Genomic DNA, 25,870 nt, shown 5'->3' on the forward strand with positions numbered 1-25,870 from the left:
AATTGCTGCTCTTTTTTATTGGGGAAGCGTTAAAGGTGTGCAGTTAGCTTTCTACGATTACACGAGTGTCTTCACTCAGAGATTCTAACTCATTAGCCACGTCCTCTATCTCTAGCTCGCTAGGCAATTTAATCGCCATTTTTGCGCTGAATAAGCTGGAGCTTACCCCACCGCCGCCTGCAATGAATACGCGTTGGCAATCCATATCTAGAATTGAAATGCCTTGATTATCGAGAACGTGAGTAATTTCATTCACAATACCTGCTCTATCGTTGGCATCTAAGCGAAGCTGAAAGATAGTGTCTTCACGATGCGAGTGAGGATCCGAGTCAACGAACCTAACCACAAGAGTTTGACATGAAGAGAACGCCTCTTTAACGATGTCGGCATTTTCTCTTGGAAGCTCTACTTTGATGACACCTGCAACTTGATCTTCGATAAAGTTTACTTTGCTTATCAGCCATTTACCGCCATTTTCATGAGTGATTGCTGCGAGTTCTTTGATAGTTGCGGGTGACGCTTGTCCGACAAAATTAACAATAAATACGGTGTTCATAATGTCCCCTCCTGGAATAAGGTTTGGACGCAGTACGAATAAACGTGCTACTTAAGTTATTGGAATAAATCCTTTTATTTAGTGTAGGTGCTAGGAGAGGGTTATGTTTGATGAAAGTCAATTTTTGACACTAATTCGTGAAGCAAATAATTAAAACGATGTTTAGGGCACAAAAAAGCAGCCATCATAAGGCTGCTTTCTACTGAGTATCAACTCAAGTCAAGGCTAAAATGTTACTTTTAGTTCGACACCGTAAAATTGGCTATCGTAGTTGGCGCCTGCGTCCATTGCGAATTTTGCGACGTCTTGATTACCAAACCAAGGTGATGAATTAAATTGTAATTCTGCACTACCGCCCCATGCATCGGTTACCCAATAATGGATATGCCCAACAGGGTTTAGGAAGAAGAGTGATACATCACCGACGGTTTCAGAGCCCATGACTTCGCCGCCGTTTGCTACAATATCTTGCTCAGCAGTGAGCATCATTTCGCCAACCACAGCACCAAAGAATGGTGTGATAAAAATATCCTGCCAAGATGGCACTTCTGCAAATGCCTCTACTCCGTACTCCCAAAAGAACGTTGACATGGTTGCGGAGTACAAGAATGACTGAAACTCGTTATAGCCAGCGTGGCGTGCGGCTGTGTAGTAAACGCCGCCAAAATAAGGGTGCATGATGTAGTTGAGGACATGTTCATCACTATCCCAAACAGGCCCGTCAGAGACATTATCTTTCCATTTTTGACCCAGCTTACTCATGTCTCGGTCTTCTTCGTCCCATTTAGTGATACTTTCTGGAAGGAAAGTCATCATACCAACGGTTGCGATACTCAGGCCAAGAATGGTGTAGGTTTGACCCATGAGGTAATCCCAGTCTTTATCTTGAGGGATAATGAGATGTTTAGGCTGAAGCCCTGCATCAAGATTTAATGAATCATCATTATTCTGTTCAAACATAAGACCGCGATTTTGAGACTCGAAGGTGTACAGAGTCGTCGTTTCGCAGTAACCTGACAAGCAATCAGGTGTGTAAGAAAACTCCGTATGACTGGTCATATCGTACTGACTTGCGTGCGCAAGCGCTGACGAAGTCAAGCAAAGGCCAGTTAGAGTTTTCTTGAACATGGATGATTTTGACACAAAGGTCTCCGAGTTGATGGTGTGATGATCGGGCTCGCAATTATCCCTCAAAACATCAACCATTTAAATACTTGATCCTTATTTAGTCCCAATATATCTCGTCGAGATTCGTCCAAATAAAAAGAAAAATAAGCACTATAACGAATAATAGGATTGTGCTTATGTTCAGGAGTCAGTTGTGAAAATAGCAATGCTTAGTACCGGTGAGGAAGTGCTCCACGGTGATATTGTTGATACTAATGCGGCATGGTTGTCTAGCCTGTTTTATCAACATGGATTTGGCTTAACAAAGCGTTCAACGGTTGGTGATAGCCTGTCGAGCTTGGTTGAAGAGTTTTTAATGTTGAGCTTCAACAATGACGTGGTGATCGTGAATGGTGGTTTAGGGCCAACAACCGATGATATGAGTGCGGCTGCTGCCGCGAGAGCTGCTGAGTGTAAACTCGTGCTTTTCAAAGAGTGGTTGCAGCATCTAGAAAGTTTGTATGCTCGACGTGGCATCCCAATGCCAGACAGTAATTTAAAACAAGCCATGCTACCAGAAACGGCTGAGATTCTGGACAACCCGATAGGCACGGCCTGTGGTTTCAAGATGCTGATTAATGATGCCATTTTTTATTTTACGCCGGGTGTGCCAAGTGAATTTAAGCTTATGGCAGAGACGCAAATTTTGCCTGATCTGAGAAGAGCTTTTCCAGAGGTGCAAGGTTCATGTTGTAGTCGAATCTATACGTTTGGCCTTTCCGAATCCGGCATCTCGGACAAGCTTGATCAGCTAAAACTTCCTCAAGGGTATGAGCTTGGTTATCGCTCTTACTTACCTTTTATTGAAGTGAAACTCTTTGGCCCTTCTGACCAGCTTGAACAGCGTTTGAAGTTGGTACAGATGATCAATAAGCATCTTGAAAGCAATACCGTTAGTATTGACTTACCTATGGTTGAAAATGTCGGCCAGCTGTTGGTGGATAAAGAGTTAACCGTGTCGGTTTCCGAAAAAAGCAGTGGTGGATACTTAACTTATTGGTTAAATAGTGATGAAAACGCTGAAAGGCAACTTGGACATGGTTGGGTACTACCAAGCCAGACTCAAGCGATGAGCAACAGCGGAGACCCATTAGCAGAAACGTTTGCTCTGGCAGGAGCGACGCGAGAGAAGTGTGGGACGGATTTATCACTCGTCACTGGCGATATTGAAGAGGGTGTTTTTTCCGTCGCTTTATCGACACCGTCAGGCGAGTGGGGAGCGTTATATAAACTCTCGAAAAAGTATCCGCGCAATGATCAAGTTAAAGTGATCAGCACGGCAGCACTAGACTTGTTGCGTCGTTACCTAGAACGTAAACCGATGTTTGCACATTATGCATTTTTAGAGAAAGTTAAAGAGATGCATCTCCCAGGTAGTGCTTTATAACCAGAGACCTATAACAGCCTGAGAGATAAAACACGTAGATACAAAAAAGCCAAGGTAATCACCTTGGCTTTTGCGTTTTATACCGTCGAGTCACGTTATGCGCGCTGCTTTTCTTTCATCGCGTAGTTAACGCCACTGAGTGACAAATCCGATTTTGCTTTACAGATACAAGGTAATATCTCATCACTTTGCGTGTAAGCCATGGCAAAACCAACATACTCCACTTCACCAGATTCCAACTTGCAGCGACAAGCGCCACAGTGCCCATCACGACAGTTGTATTCTGGTAATAAGCCAGCTTGCTCCATTGTTTCCAAAATTGTATTGGAAGGGTTGGATTCAATACTGATGAGTTTGTTGATTTTGAGTGTTGCCATTACAGCTCGAATCCTTCGAAGTCGTCTGCGCGAACTTCATTGTCAATTTGACCCACAAGGTAAGAAGAAATTTCCGCTTCTTGAGGCGCAACTTGAACATTATCTGAAGACAACCAAGCGTTAATCCATGGGATTGGGTTGGTTGTTGCCTCTGGATAAGCTGCAGGTAGACCTACTGCTTGCATACGGATGTTGGTGATGTATTCAACATATTGGCTTAGGATGTCTTTGTTTAGACCGATCATAGAGCCATCTTTGAATAGATACTCTGCCCACTCTTTTTCTTGCTCAGCCGCTTCTTTGAATAGGTCAAAACAGTCTTGTTTTGCTTCTTCTGCGATTTGCATGAAAGTGAAATCATCCTGACCGTTACGTAGCAAGTTGATCATGTGTTGCGTACCGTTCAGGTGAAGCGCTTCATCGCGTGCAATCAGTTTGATGATTTTCGCGTTACCTTCCATTAGTTCGCGTTCTGCGAAAGCGAAAGAACATGCGAAACTTACGTAAAAACGAATCGCTTCTAGAGCGTTCACAGACATCAGACAGATGTACAGTTTCTTCTTAAGGTCGTACAGACTAACCTTAACTGTTTCACCGTTAAGGACATGCTCACCTTCACCGTAGCGATGGTAATCATTCGTCGCTTGAATCAAATCGTCGTAGTAGTGCGCGATGTCTTTTGCACGCTTCAGGATGTGCTCGTTCTCAACGATATCATCAAATACCACAGCAGGGTCGTTCACGATGTTACGAATAATGTGCGTGTAAGAACGAGAGTGAATCGTTTCAGAGAAAGACCAAGTCTCAATCCAAGTCTCTAGTTCCGGCAGAGATACAAGCGGCAGCAGTGCCACGTTAGGGCTACGACCTTGGATAGAGTCTAGAAGCGTTTGGTACTTCAAGTTAGAGATGAAGATGTGCTTCTCGTGATCTGGCAGTTTGTTGTAATCGATACGGTCACTAGATACGTCTACTTCTTCTGGACGCCAGAAGAAAGAAAGTTGTTTCTCGATAAGCTTTTCGAAAATCTCAAACTTTTGTTGGTCGTAGCGTGCAACGTTTACTGATTGACCTAGGAACATTGGTTCCTTCAACTGGTCATTCTTTTTTTGGTTAAAAGTACTGTAAGCCATAATGCCTCAATTCCTTTTAAACCTCCCCATAAGGGGAGGTTATCGATAGTCTGTCTTTACGGAGTGTTGGGTGCGGGTAGATTAAATCTTGTTATGCCGCGAGTTTTGAATGTAACATCGAGTGGGTGGGTCGGTATCATATCATTCAGCCCATGTGCGGTACATAATTAAACCTATCTAGCCCACCTCTTACAACCCTATAGCAGCAAGGTAATGTATAATGTTGTTATTGTAACATGAACCTTACCCATAATATAAACATAAATTGACTAAAATCAGATGTTATCTCTCCCAAGTATGTTACTCGAATGTCGGTAAGAACAAACTTGCATATTTGCCAGTTCTCAGGAAAAAATGTTACATATTTGAAGATAAAAAGTGTTGTGCGTAAAAGGAGTGTATCTCCTCGTAACATGGAGCTATCCCGTTAAAAGTGTTGGAGTGACTCAATGTTTGAAACATTTGTGCTATTCGATGCTTTATTTACTAATTCGAGTTCAGTTAAAAACGAGCCTAATATGACGAATTCTTAGGCAATAACTATCGCTTCAGGAATACCTAGCGTCGTAGCATCAATGACTAGATGCAGGACTGTTCCTTTAGTCTTTGTTTTGAATGCGACGTTAACTGTTTTGGCTCGCTTACTAATACATGAGTAATGAGGGCATGACAACGGCAGTTGTGCGAGCTTGAAAATAGACTTTATGAACCCTTGCAGACCTCTCGACTGCATTGAAAATACTCATTTAATCATAAGAGCAGTCGTAATCACTAAACAAACGAGGCCTCCCACGCTACCTTGTCTGATTTGCTTCCATAACTGGATAGCTTCTTCATCAATCTAAAATGTCAGTGAACTGCAATTGATTAAAGCCTGGTGATAGTGTTTCCAATTGGTTGTTTTGTAGTGAGGCTTGGCCATTGGTCTAAGTATTTGAATGAACTTAGCTGATCAGATCGTAGGTTGATGATATAGGTGATGTCTCCAGCCCATTTTTCATTCGGAGCCGATGCGCTAAAGTTCTGAGCCAACAAGTTTGGAGCAACAGGCATTTGATGCTTGCTGTCCGTAGTGCACTTAAACTTGCGTGTAGCTTTCGGCGTTAAATCTTGACGTTTCATACTGGCAGCAATGGTTTTAACATTGTAGTTATCACCGCTCTCAGACAGTTCTTATTGGATACGCCTTGAGCCATCTCGGCCTTTGCTGTTGTCGAAAGCTTCTTTGACCTTTGTATCAAGCTTTTGGCGAATTGCCTCGTGTTGGATGGCCTTATGGCGATGCTTAACCCAGTAATAAAACCCACTTCGGGATACCCCGAACACCTTAGCCATACGTACAATACTTAAGCTCAGCAGGTGTTCGAGCATAAATTCATAGCAATTTACTTTAGATTTTTCGCGAAGTAGGTGGCGGCCTTTTTTACAATTTCTAGCTCTTCTGCTTGCTCAGCCAATTGCCTTTTTAGCTTGGCAACCTCTGCGGCTAGCTCTTGCTCTCGCTGACTAGTATTGGTGTCTTTCTTCGAGTTCTTCCGCCACCCGTAGATTTGAGATTCATGTAAAGAAAGCTGTCTTGCTGTCGCAGCTACTCCCACTTTCTCTGCTAGCTTCAGGGCTTCTGCCTTAAATTCAGGGGAATGTTTAATTCTAGTTTTCTTAGTTGTCATTGTTCACCTCGTTAGTGATTGTACTCACTTAACTCGGTGTCCAAAACTGCTGGGACGGATCATTCGTAAGGACATTCGTTTGAACTTAATAACGATACTACTTTTCTCTTTATAAAGTCCGATACTTCATTAGTCGTTTTAGAAGAAGTGAAGGTGTAACCTATTTCGTTAGCTACCGCTATAAAATCCTTCTTTGTTTTAAAATCTATACTCCAATCGTAACTCGATGTAGTCAGAGTAGAGAACAATTGATTCATCGCCACACCTTATATTTACAATAATATCAAAAACTTGCCAAATTATATGGTACTAAGTCAGAATACACCTTTTAAACTCACAGAGCGAGATAGATAGTGCCAGTGAACCAAATAAGGAAGCCCTGATAGGCCTTTTATCTATTCATTACTTTATGTACGTCAAAACTCAGTATCGTGAGCTGCACTGAGTATTAACATTAACTTGGAATGGGGCTGCCACTTTTCTGCATTGGCAAACCATTAATTAACTCAGGAATGGAAAGTCTCTTAACTCTCACCTCTAAGGCGATAAGCTAACCTCCCGTATTTCATGTGGGCAAATGAAGCAGCAACGAATAGAGTTATCTGCAACACGCCGACCCATTTACTAGGTTGCATTAAAGCAACAACATAAATCGTAACGCTAATTGCTGACATCACACTGGTAACCGTCATAAACCAATCAAGACCAACTTCGTTTAGCTCGCCATGATACTTTCTAGTAGCACTTCGAACATTGATAATTGAACTTGAATAAATCATCGCACTAGCAATAGACCAATCGCCTGTAAGCAACAAGTCATCATACTTCCCCGTCAAGACCTTAACCAAGACAAGCAAGATGAATGGGGTGATAATGAACAGATAAGATGTAGCTACCGCCTTAAACTCATTCTGATGTTGGTATTTCATTCTGAGTTCCACGATAAGTAATGACTTCTTTGATCTCTTTTATCTTTGCATTTTTGATACGTTCTTCACCTTTCTCAACGACAACGTCATACTCTGCGTGAACTCGCAGATAGTCACTTCCCCCCAGACGAACCTCAGAATTCAGATATTCATCCAACCACTCTTTGTGTGTAATTTCTGCGCTGTATCTCTTATGAGTCCTAGTGCTAATTACTTCCCACTTAGAAGTAGCCTTTTTACAAGGTTTAAAAACTTCAACGATTTCTTCACCGTCAAAGTGACCTCGGTCACTAGAGAACATCTTTTTGACATTACCAGTGAATCTAAAGTTAGGATCAAAAGGGATTACCTCAGCTAACTTAGCACCTTCATTGCAAACTTTAAGATACTCATCAGGTAACAGCTTTTTATTGCCCTCAGACCACTTCTCAGCAACTAAAGCAACATCTAAATCACTAATGTAAGGATCAAGGCGACTTGAACGACCTCTTATAGCCATCTCATTCTTCAGTCTATCTCTTTCATTATTAGTGACGTGTTGAACCTGCTCTTTTTGAGACATCTCACCAGTCAACTCCCTGAAAAGGGAGTCAGGCCTTGTCCACTCCTCAACCTTTAATAACAACTTAGCGAGAATGCAACCATGAGTAACCTCTTGCAACTCAACATCAAAAATCATCTCTGAATCAACAGCCTGAGCAATAATTTGCCCCATCTCCTGATACGCTGAAATGAAATCCCCCATAGCGTGAAATACTTCCGCAGGATTCTTCCTGTTAGAGTTGTATTCAAGGTGAAACTCTAAAACCGTTGCTTCCATTGCCTAGTCCGTTAATCATTATTGTTCATATGGTTATGAATTTTACATCATATTTAAGTGCCAACAAATGTTTGACCTCACCATTAGCTAGACTAAACATGTTGGCTTCTTAACTTGCCTACCAGAATCGACCTCGATTTTTTAAAGTCATATGTGATCAAACTTCATTGTTATCCGACTTACCTCACGCTTATTGGATAACATTTAGTAGGGCAAATTAGCACTAACGATTAACAGGACATAAAAGTGCGATATGACTAAAACGGTTTGGGGCGTGCGATGTGAGGTCGTATGAAGCGCTGTTCACCGCTCAATGTGTGAACCATCAGTATCACCAGATGAACCTAAGAGCCTGAATAAAGTAGCGGATCCGACAATGTAACGAAGGTTGGCATTCGCCAATCGGGATCTAAATCGTGAGAGGACGATCCTCCTGATAACCACAAAATTGGGTGAGTGCTAGGTAATCAGCATGATGAACATACGTGAATTCGCATAAGGTGCGTTATACGTTGAAACAGCGGAAGTGGTTAATACGCTGTAGCCAAAAGGCAAGAGAATCGAAAGAGATTACCCCATGATCTTTCGTTGTCATTGAACTCTCCGCAACATAGCTGTGAAAAACAGCCCTATCCCTAAAATAAACTCCAATCGATTCAGTCCGAACTGCATACAAACCTAACTCATTAAGGCAGAAGTTCCTTCACATCACAGCCCAAAGTGTCTGCAATCTGATACAACTTTTCAAGCGTGATATTGATTTTACCGCGTTCTATGCGGCTCATATAGCTTCTATCTATCTCAGCGAGAAGGGCTAGTTTCTCTTGAGGTAAACCTTTGGATCTTCTCATTTGTACAATACGTTGGCCTACAGCTTCGGCAAGTTTCGTGTTCATGTTTTTTATTTATGAAATTAATTTCCTGAACAATGCACACTTGCGGACTATATGACCACGGATTATAATCCTCAAAATCAACGCAATTGGTCATTTTTTATGCAAACGAAGGTAAGAATCAGAAAAGAGCTATTTCTCGCCATTTATTACAATGAACACTTCTCTGCCAACGACCTAAAATCCTTTCCATTAGACAGTGATGAAAAAGAATACTTATCGGATGAATACGTCGAAAAAAAATTGAAGGAAATGTCGTTGATCGGCGCAGTCCTTTCATGCGGTTTCGACAAGCATGGTGATGAAGAATTTTCCAAAGGTTTTATGTTTAACCATATCGACTGGGAGGTCGTGGATTGCGACAATTACAGTGAGGACTCCAACTGCCTTTCTTTCAAAAGAGAAAGTCTTTTGACGATTTTGCAAGATAAACAGTCAGAGCTGTCAGAGTCCTATTCTCTTCATAAAAGGACATGGAAGCATTTCAATCAGTTGTGTGCTCAACACTCAGAACTTCGGCTGTGTTTAGACGAGTATATATCCGAGTATGACAATCGTAGATTGGATCTCAAAGCCGAAATGCTTGCAGTAGAAAACGCAATTACCTTCTACAAAAATACAGCCCACCCAGTAGAAAGTGGGAGCTAATTTGCACAATTCTATACTTTACGCACATGCCACAAACAACAACATGCTCGTGGGGCAGTTTGTCCAACAGTCGAAGACCTACTGGTCATTTTCATACTCTGATGAGTGGTTAGCATATGATTCAGCTTTCCCTATCTCGTTGAGCCTGCCGCTCGTAAAGGGACAATGCTCATCATTTAATACACTGAATTTTATTCACAACCTGCTTCCTGACTTGAAAGAAGAACGATTAAGCCTTGCTCACTCGGTAGGTGTGAAATCCAACGATGCATTCAATTTACTCTCCAAGATAGGTCATGATTGCACGGGCGGCATTTCATTTAGTCAGAGTAGGGAGCCGCCAAAGATAGGATGGAAATATCGAGAGATCTCGGCAAGTGAATTAAATGAACTCGTTACCCAGCGTAAGTCATTTCTTCCATTTTTTGGGGATTATCGACCTTGTATTTCGGGAACACAGCGAAAAACAACTCTAACTAGGTTGAACGGTAAATGGTATGTACCTCAAGAGAAATCACTAAGTAGCCACATTATCAAATACCCAATGGATGCAATTGCGCAAAGCAACTCAGTACTAGATATGAGCAGCAGTGTTGAGAATGAATTCATCTGTACTCAAATAGCGAAGGAACTTGGTTTTAAAGTGCCCGATATGGAGATAATAACGACTGAATCAGGAGCTAAAGCCCTTGCAGTAAAACGGTTCGACCGATGTTTTGGTGACGGAGTTGTGACTCGTAGACACCAAGAAGATTTCTGCCAGGTTTTTGGTGTACCTGAACATCAAAAATATCAATCGGAGAACAACCTAAGTGTCTCCAAAATTGTTGATGCTTTAAGTCTCTCTGCGGAAAGTAAGGCGAACAATCATGACTTTTTTAAGTTTATGGTTTTTCAGTATTTTATTGGTGCAACTGACGGTCATCTCAAGAACTTTTCCGTACATATTGCTCCTAGCGGACACTATCAACTTACACCGTTCTACGATTTGCTATCAGCTTACCCCGCTATCGGTAATAGAGGCTTAAATAAGCGTAAGCTAAAGCTAGCAATGGGACTGAAAGCATCACGAGGATACAAATATCATATCAGCAAAATTTGCTTACGGCATATAGAGCAGACAGCTAATCAGTTCGGTATCAGCAATACGAACTGTCATGAAATCGTCTCTGCCTTTCTCGCTCAATTTAGTAGCGCACTTAGCTCTGTAGACAATCGATTTCCTGAAAAGGAATTTTCGCTAGTAAAGGACGCAATATTTCAACATGCCACTAAGATCGTCGAAAAGTTAAACAGATCAATTAAGTAAACATCTCGGGTAACAATTATTGCCCATTTTGTAAACATACTCGTTAGCAGTGAGGGAAAGATGGCTGAAACCACGACCAATGGAAGTAACACGACTCTTGATTTGAAGCAGTCTTTCGCTCTGTTAAGTGTCGATAAGAATGGAATCGTAACGATGAAATTTGGTGATGAAGTAACGGTTTTTATGAACGACAAATGCCCAGCAATCGCAACAGATTTGTTAAAAGTGATCGCGTCAATAAAAACGGAAGCAGCTAACAATGGAACGTGAGGAAGATAAGAGTAATGAGCTAACAGAACCTTCTTGTGAGAACCTGGGCGTAGCTCGCTTTTTAGCCTTGCTCGAAAAAGACATCGAGCAGCATACAGATAAATTAGTCGTTCCTTCTCATGAAATGAAAGAAGAATTAGATGAGAGCGTCGGTGATTATTCAGTCGATTTAGATGGCGACTATTAGGAGTGAGGATAGTATGAAAGCAAAAATCGGCATTCTATCAGAAGAGCTTGCTCGTAAGCGCATGATTCGGATTGCAGAAGGAAAAGTGACGTCTAAAGAACCTTACCCTCAATTTTTGTTTGAGTCACTGGCTGTGCTTTCACAACTGTTGTCTAACGAAAATGTTGAGCTGCTGAATTTGATTGCTCGCGAAAAGCCAAACAGTCTTGATGAGCTTGCTGAAAAGAGTGGGCGCAGTATCAAGGATGTTACTGATACTTTCGAAGCTCTTTCATCTAAAGGTTTTGCTTGTATAGATACGAAGAGAGGTCAATCTCGACCAATTGCGTTGTTTACAACGTTCGAGATCGTTATGGGCAGGTCTCTTTTACTTTGAATTGCTAACATACAATTGTCGGATAGGCGACACCTGTTACCAGATGCCGCCCTCCTAAGAACCGTACGTGCAACTTTCACTGCATACGGCTCAAGCCTCCGCTAAGGCGTATTACGTTACCCAGCAACCTAGATAGCAGTTAAGGCAGGGTCAAACCAAGAGTGACGACTTTCCTTTTTCGGCTTCCTCTTTGCCAAGTAATCTTGGTAAAGCGGATCGAATGGGGTTGCTGCACTTCTAATTTTCACATGCCTTTTGATCGGCGTTTTCGCTATTTGAATTAGGTTGTAGTGACAGTCCATATTGGCGATTTTCTGCCAACCGTGAAATTGCCATCCACCACTTCTGTTCATGTAGTATTTTCGCCTTACCCAGTCTTTTGGTTTAGTGGGATGACGTCTAACCGCCCATCGCCACAGTAACCAGAAAATTTGATGACCGAGGTAACCGAAAGTGCGCTTTGCAACGCAGTGGCGATAATAGTTCGCCCAACCTTTCAGCTTAGGGTTCAGTAATCTAATGAGATCATTGACTGGCATTGTTGCGTGCTTCTTGATGAGTTCACGCAAGTTACCCAAGAAAGAGAGAACGTTGCTCTTACTCGGTTTGATGAGTAGTTTGCCTTTGTACTTCCTGAGGTTAAAGCCCAGAAAATCAAAGCCATCATCTATATGAGTAATGTGTGTTTTCTCTTCAGAGAGTGTCAACCCTCTTTCTTTTAGAAAATCAATCACCCTTGGTTTGACTTCGTTAACAAGAACATCTTTTGACGAGCCTGTTATCACAAAATCATCCGCATAACCGATAAAGTTAACTCGTTCTCCCGATTTCTTAGCGACTTCTTTCACGAGCTTTTCTAGGCCCGCAAGCGTCAGTAACATAAGCGTTGGAGAGATAATTCCTCCTTGCGGAGTTCCCTCCGACGTTCGGTAGAACAAGCCCTTATCGATATAGCCAGAGCCTAACCACTGCTTCAGCATCCTTTTGTCTATTTGAACATGTTCAAGTAGCCATTCATGCCCAATCTTGTCAAAGCAAGCTTTAATATCCCCCTCCAAAACCCAGCGACCTGAGCGCTTAAGACACAAGCATTTGAAGCATTGTGCTATTGCGTCAGCCGTACTGCGATTAGGGCGAAAACCGTAGCTATTTGGATCTGCTATCGTTTCCGATATCGGTTCCAAAGCGAGCAGATAAAGCGCTTGTTGCGCTCGGTCTATCATGCATGGAATGCCGAGGGGTCTAAGTTTGCCATTCTTTTTCGGGATGTAGATACGTCTGAGCGGTTTAGCTCGGTAGCCTTTGCGATTCAATTGGTCCACTGCGGTCATTCGACGGGCATCCGTATTCCAAATGACACCATCGATTCCTGGAGTGTTACTGCCTTTGTTTTGGGACACCCGCTTCACAGCAAGTAATTTCGCTGATCTGGAGTGGGTTAAGATCCACTGCAAAGCCTTCGCTTTACTGTGTTTTCCCTCTCGAGTTGCTTTTGCAATGCGCATTTGAAGCTTTAACACGTGCGACTCGACAGCTTTCCAATCGATGGATTGCCATTGAGTGCCATTAGGAGAGGCACTAACTTCTGATGAAGCCACCATTTGCGTTTCTCCTTGAATAAAGTTCTTCAAATCATCTTGCAACGGGAGACCAGTTAGAAGTCAGCTCGCTTTCGCGCCAGATATAAACCTGTATCCACTTCATTACAAAGCGGCCTTTGCTTTTTCTAACCTCCTTTACCTGCACACCTATCGGCAATCTTCGCAGACTGCTTTCCCAATGGGAGATATACAGGCTTACCCTGTTCCGTATGTCGCGCAAAATATCAGCTTAGATGCCCACTATAGTGCGGAGAGTACATCGATCACGAAAGAGTACTGTCCAACTTCTTTCCGACTCTCATTGCCATTTTGGCCACAGCGTATTAACCACTTCCGCTGCTTCATCATATAACGCGCCTTGCGTGGATTCACTTACGTTCATCATACTGACACCCTAGCACTTACCCGATTTGTGGTTATCAGGAAGAACGTCCTCTCACGATTCAGTTCCCACTCGGTCTAACAACCGAGTTTCGTTACATTGTCGGATCCGCTGCTTTATTCAGGATCCTAGGGTCATCTGGTGATACAGATGGTTCACTCTTATCGTGGTGAACAACGCTTCATACGACTTCAGGTCGCACGGACAGAAGTGAGTTAAATTTTTTGCGCTAACTAGGGATTCACATTAGAAATACTATTTTAAAGGCTTTAATGGATAAGAATCAGGAATTTCCTCTTAGTGTTTACTTCAACGGAACATCCATTGGCATCATTAAAGATCCGTCATCAGGCTTTTGCAGCTGATCTAGATGGATTGCAAATGACAGATACATTATAGAATTTCTAACTAGTTTTATTAGTGTGAATAGGCGAGATTCAAACTCTGTGTCAGTGATGAGTAGGGAGTAACTAGAACGTTTTTGTTTATCATGAATCATCTCTTTAACACGTTCCAGCTTGCTGTCTAGCTGCTTCTTTTGTTGTTCCAGCTCAGTTTTTAAAACGGTATCATCCGCTTTCTTAGCTTTAGCTATATCGATATAAAGGTCTTTTAGTTTAGATTTGAGGAGTTCAGCTTCATCTTTAAGCTCTTCTGCTAGATGTTTGTGAAACTCAATGTCATGCTTTGTGAGAGAATGACCAAACTCATCAACAATCTTGAGAGAACGATGCTCCATTGCGTTTCTAATCTCAGAAAATGCCTCAGCATCAGGATCTAGCCACTTTGAAGCTGTATCGAGGTTTACACCTTTTTGATTTGAATCTCGAATGTCTTTAAGAATATAGAATAGAGCGTGCACAAAGTAGTTTTGACTATCAACAAGCTTCTTGTGTGGTTTCAGTTTACCATTTTTCAATTCGCCAAAGATATTATGAAAGTACACTCTTGCATCTACATCATTCAGGTCGAAAAATGAATTTAGGAAATAAGCAATTTTATCAAAAATTGAATATAACGTTCTGAAAGCACTTTTATAATGATGTGCTTTTAAATTGGTTATTGTATGAGCTAAGTCATCAACGTGTGGATATGTTGTATTGAAAAAATGCTCTTGATTACTTGGTATGTTTTGAGCTGAAAAAATCAAATAACGTGCATAGCAATAGTCATTTTTTATTTCATCAAAGTTGCCGTGATAGATCAGATCTTCATGCATAGCCAATGATGTATTAATCGTTTGTGAGAAGCTAGGCATTGCGAATACGTCTTGATAAACAATTTCGTCTGTACTCACGTCATTTAAGTCATTCAGGAATAGACGATTATCACCGCACCATGTTAAATAATCGCGTTGTTTACGTGTTTCAGCTTCATCCTTAAAAGTCTCATAATCATCAAAATCAGATAACTTAAACTTCGATTCAAACCAAGCTTTAAAATCCAAGAACTTACCATCTTCTGCATAAGCAATTTTTTGTTCATCATGTAGTAAGTCAACATACTCTAAACCTAAACAGATCAGTTGATACGCTTTGAAATAGTGATAACAAACATGAGATTCATCATAGATGTGTCGAGCAATAAAAAGCTGGTTTTCAGCTTTGTTGATAATTGCAACAGGGTTAGCATCAAGTTCAATTGCGGTGTCCCAATGAGGAATACAGCATAGACTACGCCCTTGAGAACTAAGCCAGTTTGCTAGGTTAGTCTCGATACGGCTACGCAAGTTTATGTGATTAGCGTTTGGGTATGCGTTAGATTTTATGATGTATAAAGCTTTTCGGTAGTTAATTACAGCTTTGCTTAAATCTTCGGAATACCATTCAGTATTATAGTATCCGTGAACTGTTGAATAGCAGTTAGCTAACGTGTAGAAATACCTTGCTTCAATAAAGTCATCATCAAAAAAAAAGAAAGGCTTATCGATAGCTGAAACAAAGCCGATAAGTTCATCGCGGTTATTTGAAAGAATCAACTCATCAGCTCTGTATTCAAACAAACCGATAGCTGCATCATCAATTAGTACGTTTTCTTCCATAACTTCTCCAATACTGGATAGAGAGCAGCTTAATATACACTTAAACACATGCTATAGATATTAGGTCAATTCGGTCAAATTAAGTTGATAGTAAATGTTAAGAGCAAACAGTCTAACGAGTTTTGGGGCATAGGCGTGCTAGCGCGATCGCAGCCAGCATGCCATTGTCGAGTAGACGACACTTGTTACCAAGTGCCGCCCCTCTAAGAACCGTACGTGCAACTTTCACTGCATACGGCTCAAGCCTCCACTAAGGCATCATTGATACCCAGCAACTTATAACGCAGTCGGGACAGGCTCTTTCCAAGAGTTACGAGCTAGCCTTTTAGATTTTCTCTTCACCAGATATTCTTGGTATTGAGGGTCAAAAGGGGTCGCAGCACTCCTAATTTTTACGTGTCTTTCGATAGGCACTTTCGCTATTTGGAACAGATTGAAGTGACAGTCCATGTTCATGATTTTCTGCCAACCGTGAAATTGCCACTGGCCTTTACGATTGAGAAAATACTTGTGCACAACCCAGTCTTTGGACTTGGTTGGATGACGTCTAACTGCCCAGTGCCATAACGCTTGGAATAGTTTATGGCCGACATACCCGAATACTTGTTTAGCAACACAGTGGCGATAGTAATTCGCCCATCCCCTAAGTTTCGGATTTATCAACTTGATAAGATCGTTAACAGGGATGGTTGCGTGCTTTTTAATAACTTCACGTAGATTTCTAAGGAATAACAGCGTATTGGATTTGCTCGGTTTAATGAGCAATTTCCCTTTGTACTTCCTGTGATTGAAACCCAGAAAGTCAAAGCCATCATCAATATGAGTGACCTTCGTTTTTTCTTCGGAGAGGGTTAACCCTCTTTCTGCCAAAAAGCCAGCAATCAACGGTTTGATATCGTTCACTAGCACTTCCTTTGAAGAGCAGGTGACCACAAAATCATCCGCATAACCGATAAAGTTGGCCCTAGCACCCATTTTCAGAGCTGTAGATTTTATTTGTTGCTCTATTCCCGCGAGAGTCATTAGCATCAAGGTTGGAGATATTATTCCACCTTGAGGTGTACCTTCTTCGGTATCGTAGAACAGCCCCTTATCTACATAGCCAGATTTTAACCATTGCTCTAACATTCGTTTATCTACAATGATATTGTCCATCAGCCATTTATGCCCGATTTTGTCGAAGCAAGCCTTAATATCTCCCTCAAGAACCCATTTCGCGGATTGCTTTAGAGCTAAACATTTGAAGCACTGACTGACAGCGTCAGCCGTGCTGCGATTTGGTCTAAAACCATAGCTATTGAGGTCGGCAAACGTTTCGGACACAGGCTCTAATGCAAGAAGGTGGAGGGCTTGTTGCGCTCTATCAATCATGCATGGAATACCCAGTGGCCTGAGCTTACCGTTCTTTTTGGGAATATAGATACGTTTGAGTGGTTTTGCGGAGTAAGCCTTGCGACTCAGTTGATCGACTGCTTTCATACGGCGTGCATCTGTGTTCCAGATGACACCGTCTATTCCAGGCGTTTTACTGCCTTTATTCTGAGAGACTCGCTTAACCGCGAGAAGCTTGGCTGAGCGAGAATGAGTCAAGAGCCACTGTAAAGACTTCACCTTACCGTATTTCTTTTCTCTAGTTGCTTTTGCGATACGCATTTGAAGCTTCAATACGTGTACTTCAACGGATTTCCAGTCGATGGACTGCCATTGATCGCCGTCAGAAGATGCACTAATCTCTTTCGAGATCACCATTTGCTTTTCTCCTTGAATAAAGTTCTTCAAATTCTCTCGCAATGGAAGACCAGTCGGAAGTGGGCTCACTTTCGTGATCAGACATAAGTCTGTATCTGCATCATTACAATGTAGCTTTCGCTTTTTCCGACCTCCTATACCTGCACCACTATCGGCCACAAAGGCTTTCCCAAAGGGAGTGATACAGGCTTACCCTGTTCCGTATGTTGCGTAAAATGTCGGGTTAGATGCCCACTATAGTGCGGAGAGTGCAGTGACCACGAAAAAGTACTGTCCAACCTCTTTCCAACTCTCATTGCCTTTTGGCTACAGCGTAATAACCACTTCCGCTGCTTCATCATATAACGCACCTTGAATGGATTCACATATGTTCATCATACTGACTACCTAGCACTTACCCGAATTGTGGTTTTCAGGAGGAACGTCCTCTCACGATTCTTTTCCCACTCAGCCCAACGGCCAAGTTTCGTTACATTGTCCGAGCCGCTGCTTTATTCAGGCTCGTAGGTTCATCTGGTGATACAGACGGTTCACTCATAAAGCGGTGAACAACGCTTCATACGACTTCAGGTCGCACGGACATAAATGAGTTGGGGCACTAGGCTCAAAGAGGTTGCGCTGGCCTGTTCAGTTCAACTGCTTTAACCACGCGATTAACATCACAATAACAACTGTCTTATTTGTTTGTGCTATTACTATCGTCTAGCGTTCTTCCTTACATTAACTTTTCATACTTGCATAGGAACGGAAAGCTCCAGCTCTCGCGTTAGAACCTGCGTTATGTAGACCTAAAGCTTGGCAAACCTGCTTGTAGTACTGAGGGTCAATGGCTGCCCCAAAGTTCCATGAATCCTTGCCATCGTGCATCGTCAAATCGCCTGTTAGTGTCGGATATTTAGTCCACAGCTTATTAGTGCGAATCCATGCTGACAACTCTCCGCTAGTTGAGAACCCTTGACTACGAGCAGCTACAATCAGAGCGTTCAGTTCAGAATCACGAGTCTCCCGAGCTTTACGAAGAGCCTCTTGCTGAACAGCCTCACGAGCACGTTTCTCTGCTCTGGCGGTTTCATAGGTCTTGATGTTCTCCGTTATTTGATTAATGAACTTGGCGTTATCTTCGCGAATATCTTGAGGGACCTCGGATAGCTTGCTCCACATCTGCTTAGCAGCCTCGCCTTTACGAGTAGTCTCTGTAGTGAACCAGAAGCATAGGTCTTCTTTAGGCGTAGTCGTCCTCAGTACGGACTCAAACTGCTTAGCCTGCTTGATGTGAAAGAACACTTCTTTAGATCCCATGATTGCATCGTGAGTGAATTTGCACTCGGAGAAGATGAAGCCGAAGCCACGATCGTCTTTGTAGTTTTTGATCTTACCGAATTTAAGTTGTTGCATAATAATTACCCTTTAAATTGACAATGAATTTACTGTCGATATTAAAATAGATAAATGGATAGAAGTGAGTTAGTTATATTACTAAATTAGGTTCTGGCAGACTCGGAAAATGTCTAACAGTAAGTCCTCAAGTCAAAGCTCCATCAAGCGCATTACTAAAGTGATTTAGAAATAGCCTGAGCACCATCTTTCATGCTAACTTACCAATAAGAACCTAGTGGTACTGCCATAGATATACTATTCGAAAATACTCTAAAGGAATGCATATGCTCAACGACCCTAAGCCGTTTATTCTTAATTACGCTACAGAAAGAGTTCATTCCAATATACCAGCCTTAGGTGGGCACTACTGCGATGACGAACATATGTGGGTTGATGACGAATCCAAGACACCAATTATCAATCTAGTCGATAGAAATTGCCCTGAATTAATCACCAAAACAAACGTTCAAGTTGAAAGTGATGATCAATCCTATGCTCTTGAAATGCAAACCAAAACAAAAGTCGAAGTTGAACGTGATGATAATGATATTAGTTTATGTCATCTAAATGAATTACTCACTAAGACTGAAGTAATGCAAGAAAGCGACGATAACTCTTACAGTTTTGGTATGTCATGATTCTTTTGGTAACCAATAAACGAGACCTAACTACTGACTATATTGTCAGAGAGCTAAAATTCAGAAACGTTCCATACACTAGGCTTAATACGGAAACACTAAATGAGTTCAAGTGCTCCATTGGCTATAGTTCCATAGATGATTGGAGAATTGGGGATATCAAAGGTAACCAGATCACGTCCGCTTACTTTCGAAGACCCAGTCCTACAACAGTTATCCATCCCACATTATCTGAAGCAGAATTAGAATACTTGAATATGGAATGGTTATCTTTTCTAAAGAGTATTTATTATAGGCTTGATAACAAGTGGCTAAGCTCTCCTACTAACATAGCCTTAGCTGAAGATAAACCAAGACAGCTTGTTGCTGCTAATGCTCTTGGGTTTCAGATACCACAAGGTATCATTACCAATGATGTTTTTACTGTCATGGAAAGAACGACGAATGAAAGCCTCATAGCCAAGCCATTGAGACAAGCACTTCTAAAGGGAAAGAATGAAAGTGTTATTTTTACTAGCCAGATACCATCTCTTACACCTGAGTATGAAGAGTCAATAGCCTTTGCTCCCTCTATATACCAACAAGAAATCTCTAAAAAATATGATGTTCGGGTAACTGTAGTTGGCAACAAAGTGTTTCCTGTTGCTATTTGGTCACAAACATCAGAAGCAACCAAGGTTGATTGGCGTCAAGGAGGGCGAATTGATCTGCTGCACGAACATATAGATATACCAGATGAACTCAAAATGAAATGTATCAATTTAGTCAAAGACTTAAACCTGAGATTCGGTGCTATTGATTTGGTGTGTGACTTAGATGGGGACTATTGGTTTCTTGAGATCAATCCTAATGGTCAGTGGGCTTGGATTGAGAATCAAACTAAGTTACCAATAGCTTCATCTATCGTTGATGAACTACTGAAGATTAGTGAGAACAATTATGAATCTTGACTTATTTTGGCCAACGCTTTCGCAAGATTCTCAAAGTATAAAAAGAGAACTACTTGAAAAAGATTTAGACCTAATAACTGGTTTATCAACTAATGACGCAACAGGTATTCTCTTAGATGAGTCTAGACGATTGTATGATCAGGAACAGGCAAGACGATCCACCATAGATAGTAAAGCTGGTGTATATATCGCTGTTTCAATCGCACTAATAACAATACTCCTCTCATTGGCTCCAGTAGTCATCAAACTAAAAATACCAGTGAAATTTAATCTTTTAAGTGTATTAGATTTACTCACAATTGCAGTATTCATGTTGGCATTAACTATATTGGTTAGGTGCGTCATGTGGTCTCACAAAGCACTTAAAGTTTCACCTTTCCACTTATTAAACTGGAAAGAGTTAATAACGCATAACAACACCAAAACATTACAACTGCAATTAGTGAAAAAATTGTTGAGTACTTTGCGGAAAAACTATGATTTAACCAATGACACTGTTACTTGTGTAAAGATGGCTCATGCATTATTAACTAGCGCAATGTTTTGGTTGATTGCTGGAATACTAATACAAACAATTTCATATTTTTTCTATGGATATGGATTTGGCGATGTTGGAGATGTACCAAACAAAGATTCACTTAGTCCCATTATTAATATTTTCAATATCAAATCAGAGTTAGTTTGAATTCCGAATTTGAGCTACGCCCCGATTACCGTATTTTAAAGCCTTAGACAACCGCGAGAACCGTTGTTTTTCATTAACGTAAGGGGGGGGCTTATATCAATACTATTGGTCGTTATGGCAGTTGTTATCACAGTAAACTTCAAGCTCTCTATGAGGTTGCCGTTGCTCGCTTTTGGGAGTTTTCTGTCACTGTCTTTCCGTTGGTAGACATGAACAAAAGTACGGTGATTTCAATGCCGCTGATTTGCCACTGAGTAATTACGTTAACACCGAATGGTCGGGTGGACGACACTTGTTACCAAGTGCCGTCTCCCTAAGAACCCAGCGTGCAACTTTCACTGCACTGGGCTCAAGCCTCCACTAAGGCATCGTTTGATACCCAGCAACTCACAAAGCAGTTGGAACAGGTTCAATCCAAGAGTTACGTGCTTGTCTTTTTGACTTCCGCTTAGCCAAGTATTCTTGATAGTCGGGGTCATAAGGGATTGCGGCACTTCGGATTTTCACGTGTCGTTCTATTGGCACTTTCGCAATTTGGAACAGATTGAACTGACAATCCATGTTCATGATTTTCTGCCAACCATGAAATTGCCATTGGCCTTTTCGATTGAGAAAATACTTATGAACAACCCAGTCTTTAGACTTGGTTGGATGACGTCTAACTGCCCAGTGCCATAGTGCTTGGAATAGTTTGTGGTCTACATACCCGAATACTTGTTTAGCAACGCAGTGGCGGTAGTAATTCGCCCACCCTCTGAGTTTTGGATTTATCAGTTTGATAAGATCATTAACGGGGATAGTTGCGTGCTTTTTGATAAGCTCACGTAAATTTCTCAAAAATAACAGTGTGTTGAACTTGCTCGGTTTAATGAGCAATTTCCCTTTGTACTTCCTATGGTTGAAGCCCAGAAAGTCAAAACCATCATCAATATGAGTAATCTTCGTTTTCTCTTCGGATAGGGTTAACCCTCTTTCAGCCAGAAAGTCAGCAATCAACGGTTTGATATCGCTCACTAGCACTTCCTTTGAAGAGCAAGTGACCACGAAATCATCAGCGTAACCAATGAAATTGGCTTTAGCTCCTTTTCTCAGTGCTGTGGATTTTACGCGTTGCTCTAGTCCTGCAAGGGTCATTAGCATCAAGGTTGGAGATATTATCCCTCCTTGTGGTGTACCCTCATCGGTGTCGTAGAACAGGCCTTTATCCACAAAGCCAGACTTCAGCCATTGCTCTAACATACGTTTATCTACGGTGATATTTTCCATAAGCCATTGATGCCCGATTTTATCGAAGCAAGCTTTAATATCGCCCTCAAGAACCCATTTTGCTGATTTCTTCTGTGCCAAACATATAAAGCACTGACTAATGGCATCAGCGGTGCTGCGGTTTGGTCTGAAACCATAACTATTGAGGTCGGCTAGTGTTTCAGAAACAGGCTCTAGTGCAAGCAGGTGGAGCGCTTGTTGCGCTCTATCTATCATACACGGAATACCTAGAGGTCTGAGTTTGCCATTCTTTTTAGGGATGTAGATCCGTTTGAGTGGTTTTGCTTTGTAAGTCTTGCGACTCAGTTGATTAACCGCTTTCATACGGCGTGCATCTGTGTTCCAGATGACACCATCTATTCCAGGCGTTTTACTGCCTTTGTTTTGAGAGACTCGCTTAACTGCCAAAAATTTAGCAGAGCGAGAATGAGTCAAGAGCCACTGTAAGGATTTCACCTTACCGTATTTCTTTTCTCTCGTTGCTTTTGCGATACGCATTTGAAGCTTTAATACGTGCGCTTCAGCGGATTTCCAGTCAATAGACTGCCACTGAGCACCGTCAGAAGATGCACTAATCTCTTTCGAGATCATCATTTGCTTTTCTCCTTAAATAAAGTTCTTCAAATTCTCTCGCAAAGGGAGACCAGTCGGAAGTGGGCTCACTTTCGTGATCAGGCATGAGCCTGTATCTGCATCATTACAATGCAACTTTCGCTTTTTCCGACCTCCTCTACCTGCATCACTATCGGCCACAAAGGCTTTCCCTTAGGGAGTGATACAGGCTTACCCTGTTCCGTACGTTACGTAAAATGTCAGGTTAGATGCCCACTCTAGTGCGGGGAGCGTATCGATCACGAAAGAGCATTGCCCAATCTCTTTCCGACTCCCATTGCCTTTTTGGCTACAGCGTAATAACCACTTCCGCTGCTTCATCGTATAACGCACCTTAAATGGATTCACTTACGTTCATCATACTGACTACCTAGCACTCACCCGATTTGTGGTTATCAGGAGGATCTTCTTCTCACGATTCAAATCCCGAACGGGATATTCCCGCTCTTCGTTACATTGTCTGAGCCGCTGCTTTATTCAGGCTCATAGGTTCATCTGGTGATACAGAGGGTTCACTCATAAAGCGGTGAACAACGCTTCATACGACTTCAGGTCGCACGGGCAAAGACGTGTTTGCCGAGTCTGAGTCAACACGTCCTTTGAAAAAATCATTTTCAACTCTTGCTAGTTTAGCGAGCGGTGAATTAACTCAGGTCTGGCTAATCGCTACGTCTGACAAAAGAAAGTGCTACTAGGTCAGCAGACTTAACTCTCAAAAAGGCTATTGCGAAGGGAGTTATTAATAAAGAAAGTATTGGTGTTGACGATGTTTAGTCGCTGGAGCTGTACGTATGAACTACATTGAAAAATATTTTGGTCATACAAAGCCTACTGAAATACTTTTCCGAAATACAAGCACGGCGTTAAACTTAGATAACATGTTTGGCTCGTTTTATTATTACGCCAAAGTAGAAGCAGGTGAGAGCGAGCGACAAAAGCCTAAAGCCTGCGTTTGTGATGTAGCCCATGGTTATGTCGATAGTTTATTGATTACACTGCGTGAACAGCCAAAAGAGCAAACTATTGAATAACTTATGTCACATTAAAGAACAAAAAGCACCGCATTGAGCGGTGCTTTTTTGTGGCTAATCAATCGTCTGACCATAGCTGCTCTAGGTCAACATCTTCACTGTCAGGTTGTTTTTCTTTAGCTAGCTCGTCAACCTGAAGCAGCATAGGGAGGTCGAATGCAGTGCCAGTAATGACACAACTTCCTCTCGATAAGTTGGGAATCATGCTTCTAGACATGCTATCAAGGGTGCTGATAGTGTTATCTATCAAAAACAAATCCCTGTCATTAACAAGTCGATGAATGAAGAAGTTATGAATCTGAGACACAATCGTGGGTGAAATGTCTGCTGGCCTTTGGCTTGATAGCGTTAAGAACATACCAAACTTCCGCCCCTCTTTGATGATTTCCTCAAAGGTTTCAAGTCTATAGTCTTTCCAGCTTTCGCTTTCTCTGTTCGACTGCTGAGATAGAATGTTATGAGCTTCGTCGATAATAAGGTGAATGGTCTTATCGGGTGGGTTGGCTACGCTTGTTTTGTGAGGATTGTAATAATGCTTGGCGACAAGTAGCGGCATGACCTTTTTTATGTCTTGATTGCATTTTCTTAGTGAAATCACCGTTACAGCTTTATTAGCTGGCGGCGTGTCTGTAACTCGAATGACCTTGGTTAGGTTCGTTAGAGAAGATTCAATCCTCTTTAATAGTGGCTGTATGAAGTCAAACTGCACATAGCCACTAATGAGGTCGCGAATCAACTGTATGTGACAGCGAATGCTGAACTGGTCTAGATTGCTTAACCCTTTGGGTATGGTTATAGCGTCAACGTCATCCCTGAGTCTGTTTCTATAACCAGCACCGTCAGCATTAAAATAAGTACCACCAATGGTGTAGAAGACTTTGTTTGTTCCGTGGAACGCAACCGTTTTTAACGTGTTTTTAATCTTCTCATTCCCTAGTGTACTTGTTATGCCACGAATGAGGTCAAGTAGCTCAGGATGGGGTGCTGCTGTGGTAAAAACTTTTTCGTATGTGGTTTTGATGTAGTTTAGAAAGTTCGCTTTTGAATCATAGAGTTGCTTTCCTTTGACTATACGATTGATGAATGGCTTTTGGGTATTTTGAGTGGCTTGAAACAATAAGCTCAAGGTGTCAGTATCCCAGAATTCTGACTTGGCCAGTGGAAACTTGTTTTCTGCCTTGCGAGTGTTGAGTGTATAGATGCGCTTGTGCTGCTCGCTTGTTAGCTGACCGTTGGTGTATTCTCCGTTAAAGTCGATTATAACAAACTGACTTTTGTCTTTGATTAACTTGATTTTTTTATCAAACAGCGTGGTGTACAAATTGGTTAAGGTGTTCGATTTTCCGCTGCCTGTGTTTCCAAAAATCCCAATGTGAGTGTTAAACAGCTTTTGCCAAGGTAAAGAGACTGGGAACTCCTCTTTTAGTAGCTTGCCAATCACAAAATCTCCCCCAACATTGCCATAGATGTCAGAAAGCTTGTTTTCTTCAAGCAGATAAACAGGGTCTTTGATTAAAGGTAGGTGCTTAATGCCCTCAAAGAATCTGCCAGACTCAAAGTAACCAATGGGCTTTAAGTCCACCGTCCTTATGCACTGCTGTTCGTCATCAACTCGTTTCTCGTCTAGGTATTCGCCCTCAACGATACAAATGATTTTCTTAAAGCCACGCTCTATTTGAACATATTCGCGAATGGACACACCTTTGTACTTTGTTCCATCGTAAAACAACGTGTCTTTATTTGAACTCTCAAAGACCTTAATGGACACCTTTACGCCGCGAACGGCTATCACTTCGCCAACTAGAATCGACATGTA

At 41.8% G+C, this 25,870-nt stretch carries 23 protein-coding genes and 2 pseudogenes; 10 read left to right on the forward strand and 15 right to left on the reverse strand.

Features of this window, described 5'->3' with window-relative positions; translation table 11 throughout:
- Positions 1 to 43 precede the first annotated feature (43 nt).
- The gene (locus tag ACZ5ZC_RS22960) at positions 44 to 556 is read right to left on the reverse strand and encodes a glycine cleavage system transcriptional repressor (RefSeq protein WP_005394795.1); all 513 of its coding nucleotides are present in this window, start codon (positions 554 to 556) and stop codon (positions 44 to 46) included.
- A 225-nt stretch (positions 557 to 781) separates the two neighbouring features.
- Entirely contained in the window at positions 782 to 1,684 is a 903-nt protein-coding gene (locus ACZ5ZC_RS22965; protein ID WP_054867701.1) for a DUF3943 domain-containing protein, read from the reverse strand.
- 193 nt (positions 1,685 to 1,877) lie between these two features.
- On the opposite strand from ACZ5ZC_RS22965, the gene ACZ5ZC_RS22970 reads away from it, so the two are divergent.
- Positions 1,878 to 3,110: a CinA family nicotinamide mononucleotide deamidase-related protein gene (locus ACZ5ZC_RS22970; RefSeq protein ID WP_053808905.1), complete on the forward strand. Its 1,233-nt coding sequence runs from the start codon at positions 1,878 to 1,880 to the stop codon at positions 3,108 to 3,110.
- Between the two features lie 95 nt (positions 3,111 to 3,205).
- On the opposite strand, the gene yfaE is transcribed toward ACZ5ZC_RS22970, so the two are convergent.
- The 7 genes and pseudogenes from yfaE to ACZ5ZC_RS23005 form a co-directional block, all read right to left on the reverse strand.
- Positions 3,206 to 3,487 (reverse strand): class I ribonucleotide reductase maintenance protein YfaE, encoded by a 282-nt coding sequence (gene yfaE, locus ACZ5ZC_RS22975; RefSeq protein ID WP_005376817.1) that lies wholly within the window; start codon positions 3,485 to 3,487, stop codon positions 3,206 to 3,208.
- Positions 3,487 to 4,620: a class Ia ribonucleoside-diphosphate reductase subunit beta gene (gene nrdB, locus ACZ5ZC_RS22980; protein ID WP_005376818.1), complete on the reverse strand. Its 1,134-nt coding sequence runs from the start codon at positions 4,618 to 4,620 to the stop codon at positions 3,487 to 3,489. The genes yfaE and nrdB overlap by 1 nt, the downstream gene beginning before the upstream one ends.
- Positions 4,621 to 5,173: 553 nt before the next feature.
- Positions 5,174 to 5,542, reverse strand: a pseudogene (locus ACZ5ZC_RS22985) (transposase); the annotation flags it as partial.
- Between the two features lie 47 nt (positions 5,543 to 5,589).
- Positions 5,590 to 6,290 (reverse strand): annotated as a pseudogene (locus tag ACZ5ZC_RS22990) (IS3 family transposase); the annotation flags it as partial.
- A gap of 524 nt (positions 6,291 to 6,814) precedes the next feature.
- The gene (locus ACZ5ZC_RS22995; protein WP_039453131.1) at positions 6,815 to 7,219 is read right to left on the reverse strand and encodes a hypothetical protein; all 405 of its coding nucleotides are present in this window, start codon (positions 7,217 to 7,219) and stop codon (positions 6,815 to 6,817) included.
- On the reverse strand, positions 7,197 to 8,039 hold the full coding sequence (locus ACZ5ZC_RS23000) for a hypothetical protein (RefSeq protein WP_039453133.1): 843 nt from the start codon (positions 8,037 to 8,039) through the stop codon (positions 7,197 to 7,199). The genes ACZ5ZC_RS22995 and ACZ5ZC_RS23000 overlap by 23 nt, the downstream gene beginning before the upstream one ends.
- A gap of 686 nt (positions 8,040 to 8,725) precedes the next feature.
- Positions 8,726 to 8,935 carry a helix-turn-helix domain-containing protein gene (locus ACZ5ZC_RS23005; RefSeq protein WP_039453138.1) on the reverse strand — a complete coding sequence of 70 codons (210 nt, stop codon included), beginning with the start codon at positions 8,933 to 8,935 and terminating at the stop codon, positions 8,726 to 8,728.
- A gap of 99 nt (positions 8,936 to 9,034) precedes the next feature.
- Here ACZ5ZC_RS23005 and ACZ5ZC_RS23010 point away from each other — a divergent pair, with 99 nt between their 5' ends.
- Genes ACZ5ZC_RS23010 through ACZ5ZC_RS23030 form a run of 5 tightly spaced genes read left to right on the forward strand, consistent with a single transcriptional unit; the run spans position 9,035 to position 11,722 of the window.
- Positions 9,035 to 9,580, forward strand: coding sequence for a hypothetical protein (locus ACZ5ZC_RS23010; protein WP_039453146.1), 546 nt, complete (start codon positions 9,035 to 9,037; stop codon positions 9,578 to 9,580).
- 1 nt (position 9,581) lies between these two features.
- Positions 9,582 to 10,889 (forward strand): HipA domain-containing protein, encoded by a 1,308-nt coding sequence (locus tag ACZ5ZC_RS23015; protein ID WP_464932328.1) that lies wholly within the window; start codon positions 9,582 to 9,584, stop codon positions 10,887 to 10,889.
- A 60-nt stretch (positions 10,890 to 10,949) separates the two neighbouring features.
- Entirely contained in the window at positions 10,950 to 11,159 is a 210-nt protein-coding gene (locus tag ACZ5ZC_RS23020) for a hypothetical protein (protein ID WP_047725754.1), read from the forward strand.
- Positions 11,149 to 11,346 carry a hypothetical protein gene (locus ACZ5ZC_RS23025; protein ID WP_054867704.1) on the forward strand — a complete coding sequence of 66 codons (198 nt, stop codon included), beginning with the start codon at positions 11,149 to 11,151 and terminating at the stop codon, positions 11,344 to 11,346. Before ACZ5ZC_RS23020 ends, ACZ5ZC_RS23025 begins: the two co-directional genes overlap by 11 nt.
- A gap of 13 nt (positions 11,347 to 11,359) precedes the next feature.
- Entirely contained in the window at positions 11,360 to 11,722 is a 363-nt protein-coding gene (locus tag ACZ5ZC_RS23030) for an HVO_A0114 family putative DNA-binding protein (RefSeq protein WP_054867705.1), read from the forward strand.
- Positions 11,723 to 11,850: 128 nt separating this feature from the next.
- Here ACZ5ZC_RS23030 and ltrA (ACZ5ZC_RS23035) read toward each other — a convergent pair whose 3' ends face one another.
- From ltrA (ACZ5ZC_RS23035) to ACZ5ZC_RS23050, 4 genes are all read right to left on the reverse strand, one after another.
- Positions 11,851 to 13,323, reverse strand: a complete 1,473-nt coding sequence (gene ltrA / locus ACZ5ZC_RS23035) for a group II intron reverse transcriptase/maturase (protein WP_031820039.1) — start codon at positions 13,321 to 13,323, stop codon at positions 11,851 to 11,853.
- A 686-nt stretch (positions 13,324 to 14,009) separates the two neighbouring features.
- Positions 14,010 to 15,746 (reverse strand): LA2681 family HEPN domain-containing protein, encoded by a 1,737-nt coding sequence (locus ACZ5ZC_RS23040; protein ID WP_054868497.1) that lies wholly within the window; start codon positions 15,744 to 15,746, stop codon positions 14,010 to 14,012.
- A gap of 276 nt (positions 15,747 to 16,022) precedes the next feature.
- Entirely contained in the window at positions 16,023 to 17,495 is a 1,473-nt protein-coding gene (ltrA, locus tag ACZ5ZC_RS23045) for a group II intron reverse transcriptase/maturase (protein WP_031848075.1), read from the reverse strand.
- Positions 17,496 to 18,215: 720 nt separating this feature from the next.
- A complete protein-coding gene (locus ACZ5ZC_RS23050) occupies positions 18,216 to 18,890 on the reverse strand; it encodes a cold-shock protein (RefSeq protein WP_054868465.1) in 675 nt (224 codons plus the stop codon).
- 266 nt (positions 18,891 to 19,156) lie between these two features.
- Here ACZ5ZC_RS23050 and ACZ5ZC_RS23055 point away from each other — a divergent pair, with 266 nt between their 5' ends.
- Genes ACZ5ZC_RS23055 through ACZ5ZC_RS23065 form a run of 3 tightly spaced genes read left to right on the forward strand, consistent with a single transcriptional unit; the run spans position 19,157 to position 21,145 of the window.
- A complete protein-coding gene (locus ACZ5ZC_RS23055) occupies positions 19,157 to 19,510 on the forward strand; it encodes a hypothetical protein (protein WP_024701203.1) in 354 nt (117 codons plus the stop codon).
- Positions 19,507 to 20,460: a hypothetical protein gene (locus ACZ5ZC_RS23060; protein WP_464932329.1), complete on the forward strand. Its 954-nt coding sequence runs from the start codon at positions 19,507 to 19,509 to the stop codon at positions 20,458 to 20,460. The genes ACZ5ZC_RS23055 and ACZ5ZC_RS23060 overlap by 4 nt, the downstream gene beginning before the upstream one ends.
- The gene (locus ACZ5ZC_RS23065; protein ID WP_024701201.1) at positions 20,450 to 21,145 is read left to right on the forward strand and encodes a hypothetical protein; all 696 of its coding nucleotides are present in this window, start codon (positions 20,450 to 20,452) and stop codon (positions 21,143 to 21,145) included. The genes ACZ5ZC_RS23060 and ACZ5ZC_RS23065 overlap by 11 nt, the downstream gene beginning before the upstream one ends.
- Before the next feature lie 387 nt (positions 21,146 to 21,532).
- On the opposite strand, the gene ltrA (ACZ5ZC_RS23070) is transcribed toward ACZ5ZC_RS23065, so the two are convergent.
- On the reverse strand, positions 21,533 to 23,005 hold the full coding sequence (gene ltrA / locus ACZ5ZC_RS23070; protein WP_005398564.1) for a group II intron reverse transcriptase/maturase: 1,473 nt from the start codon (positions 23,003 to 23,005) through the stop codon (positions 21,533 to 21,535).
- 809 nt (positions 23,006 to 23,814) lie between these two features.
- On the opposite strand from ltrA (ACZ5ZC_RS23070), the gene ACZ5ZC_RS23075 reads away from it, so the two are divergent.
- Positions 23,815 to 24,054, forward strand: coding sequence for a hypothetical protein (locus ACZ5ZC_RS23075; RefSeq protein ID WP_054868463.1), 240 nt, complete (start codon positions 23,815 to 23,817; stop codon positions 24,052 to 24,054).
- 58 nt (positions 24,055 to 24,112) lie between these two features.
- Here the strand turns inward: ACZ5ZC_RS23075 and ACZ5ZC_RS23080 are convergent, their stop codons facing one another.
- The gene (locus ACZ5ZC_RS23080; protein WP_047725742.1) at positions 24,113 to 25,867 is read right to left on the reverse strand and encodes an ATP-binding protein; all 1,755 of its coding nucleotides are present in this window, start codon (positions 25,865 to 25,867) and stop codon (positions 24,113 to 24,115) included.
- Between the last annotated feature and the right edge of the window lie 3 nt (positions 25,868 to 25,870).

Source organism: Vibrio sp. JCM 18905, from assembly GCF_055393305.1.

Excerpts from the sequence above, each read along its gene's own strand:
- ACZ5ZC_RS23005 (WP_039453138.1), bottom strand. The coding sequence starts at position 8,935 with ATGAACACGAAACTTGCCGAAGCTGTAGGCCAACGTATTGTACAAATG.
- ltrA (WP_031820039.1), bottom strand. The coding sequence starts at position 13,323 with ATGGTGGCTTCATCAGAAGTTAGTGCCTCTCCTAATGGCACTCAATGG.
- ACZ5ZC_RS23060 (WP_464932329.1), top strand. The coding sequence starts at position 19,507 with ATGATTCTTTTGGTAACCAATAAACGAGACCTAACTACTGACTATATT.
- ACZ5ZC_RS23040 (WP_054868497.1), bottom strand. The coding sequence starts at position 15,746 with ATGGAAGAAAACGTACTAATTGATGATGCAGCTATCGGTTTGTTTGAA.
- ltrA (WP_005398564.1), bottom strand. The coding sequence starts at position 23,005 with ATGATGATCTCGAAAGAGATTAGTGCATCTTCTGACGGTGCTCAGTGG.
- ACZ5ZC_RS22965 (WP_054867701.1), bottom strand. The coding sequence starts at position 1,684 with ATGTTCAAGAAAACTCTAACTGGCCTTTGCTTGACTTCGTCAGCGCTT.
- ACZ5ZC_RS23075 (WP_054868463.1), top strand. The coding sequence starts at position 23,815 with ATGAACTACATTGAAAAATATTTTGGTCATACAAAGCCTACTGAAATA.
- yfaE (WP_005376817.1), bottom strand. The coding sequence starts at position 3,487 with ATGGCAACACTCAAAATCAACAAACTCATCAGTATTGAATCCAACCCT.
- nrdB (WP_005376818.1), bottom strand. The coding sequence starts at position 4,620 with ATGGCTTACAGTACTTTTAACCAAAAAAAGAATGACCAGTTGAAGGAA.
- ACZ5ZC_RS22995 (WP_039453131.1), bottom strand. The coding sequence starts at position 7,219 with ATGAAATACCAACATCAGAATGAGTTTAAGGCGGTAGCTACATCTTAT.
- ACZ5ZC_RS23020 (WP_047725754.1), top strand. The coding sequence starts at position 10,950 with ATGGCTGAAACCACGACCAATGGAAGTAACACGACTCTTGATTTGAAG.
- ACZ5ZC_RS23055 (WP_024701203.1), top strand. The coding sequence starts at position 19,157 with ATGCTCAACGACCCTAAGCCGTTTATTCTTAATTACGCTACAGAAAGA.
- ACZ5ZC_RS22960 (WP_005394795.1), bottom strand. The coding sequence starts at position 556 with ATGAACACCGTATTTATTGTTAATTTTGTCGGACAAGCGTCACCCGCA.
- ltrA (WP_031848075.1), bottom strand. The coding sequence starts at position 17,495 with ATGGTGATCTCGAAAGAGATTAGTGCATCTTCTGACGGCGATCAATGG.
- ACZ5ZC_RS23010 (WP_039453146.1), top strand. The coding sequence starts at position 9,035 with ATGCAAACGAAGGTAAGAATCAGAAAAGAGCTATTTCTCGCCATTTAT.
- ACZ5ZC_RS23025 (WP_054867704.1), top strand. The coding sequence starts at position 11,149 with ATGGAACGTGAGGAAGATAAGAGTAATGAGCTAACAGAACCTTCTTGT.
- ACZ5ZC_RS23030 (WP_054867705.1), top strand. The coding sequence starts at position 11,360 with ATGAAAGCAAAAATCGGCATTCTATCAGAAGAGCTTGCTCGTAAGCGC.
- ACZ5ZC_RS23050 (WP_054868465.1), bottom strand. The coding sequence starts at position 18,890 with ATGCAACAACTTAAATTCGGTAAGATCAAAAACTACAAAGACGATCGT.
- ACZ5ZC_RS23065 (WP_024701201.1), top strand. The coding sequence starts at position 20,450 with ATGAATCTTGACTTATTTTGGCCAACGCTTTCGCAAGATTCTCAAAGT.
- ACZ5ZC_RS23080 (WP_047725742.1), bottom strand. The coding sequence starts at position 25,867 with ATGTCGATTCTAGTTGGCGAAGTGATAGCCGTTCGCGGCGTAAAGGTG.
- ACZ5ZC_RS23000 (WP_039453133.1), bottom strand. The coding sequence starts at position 8,039 with ATGGAAGCAACGGTTTTAGAGTTTCACCTTGAATACAACTCTAACAGG.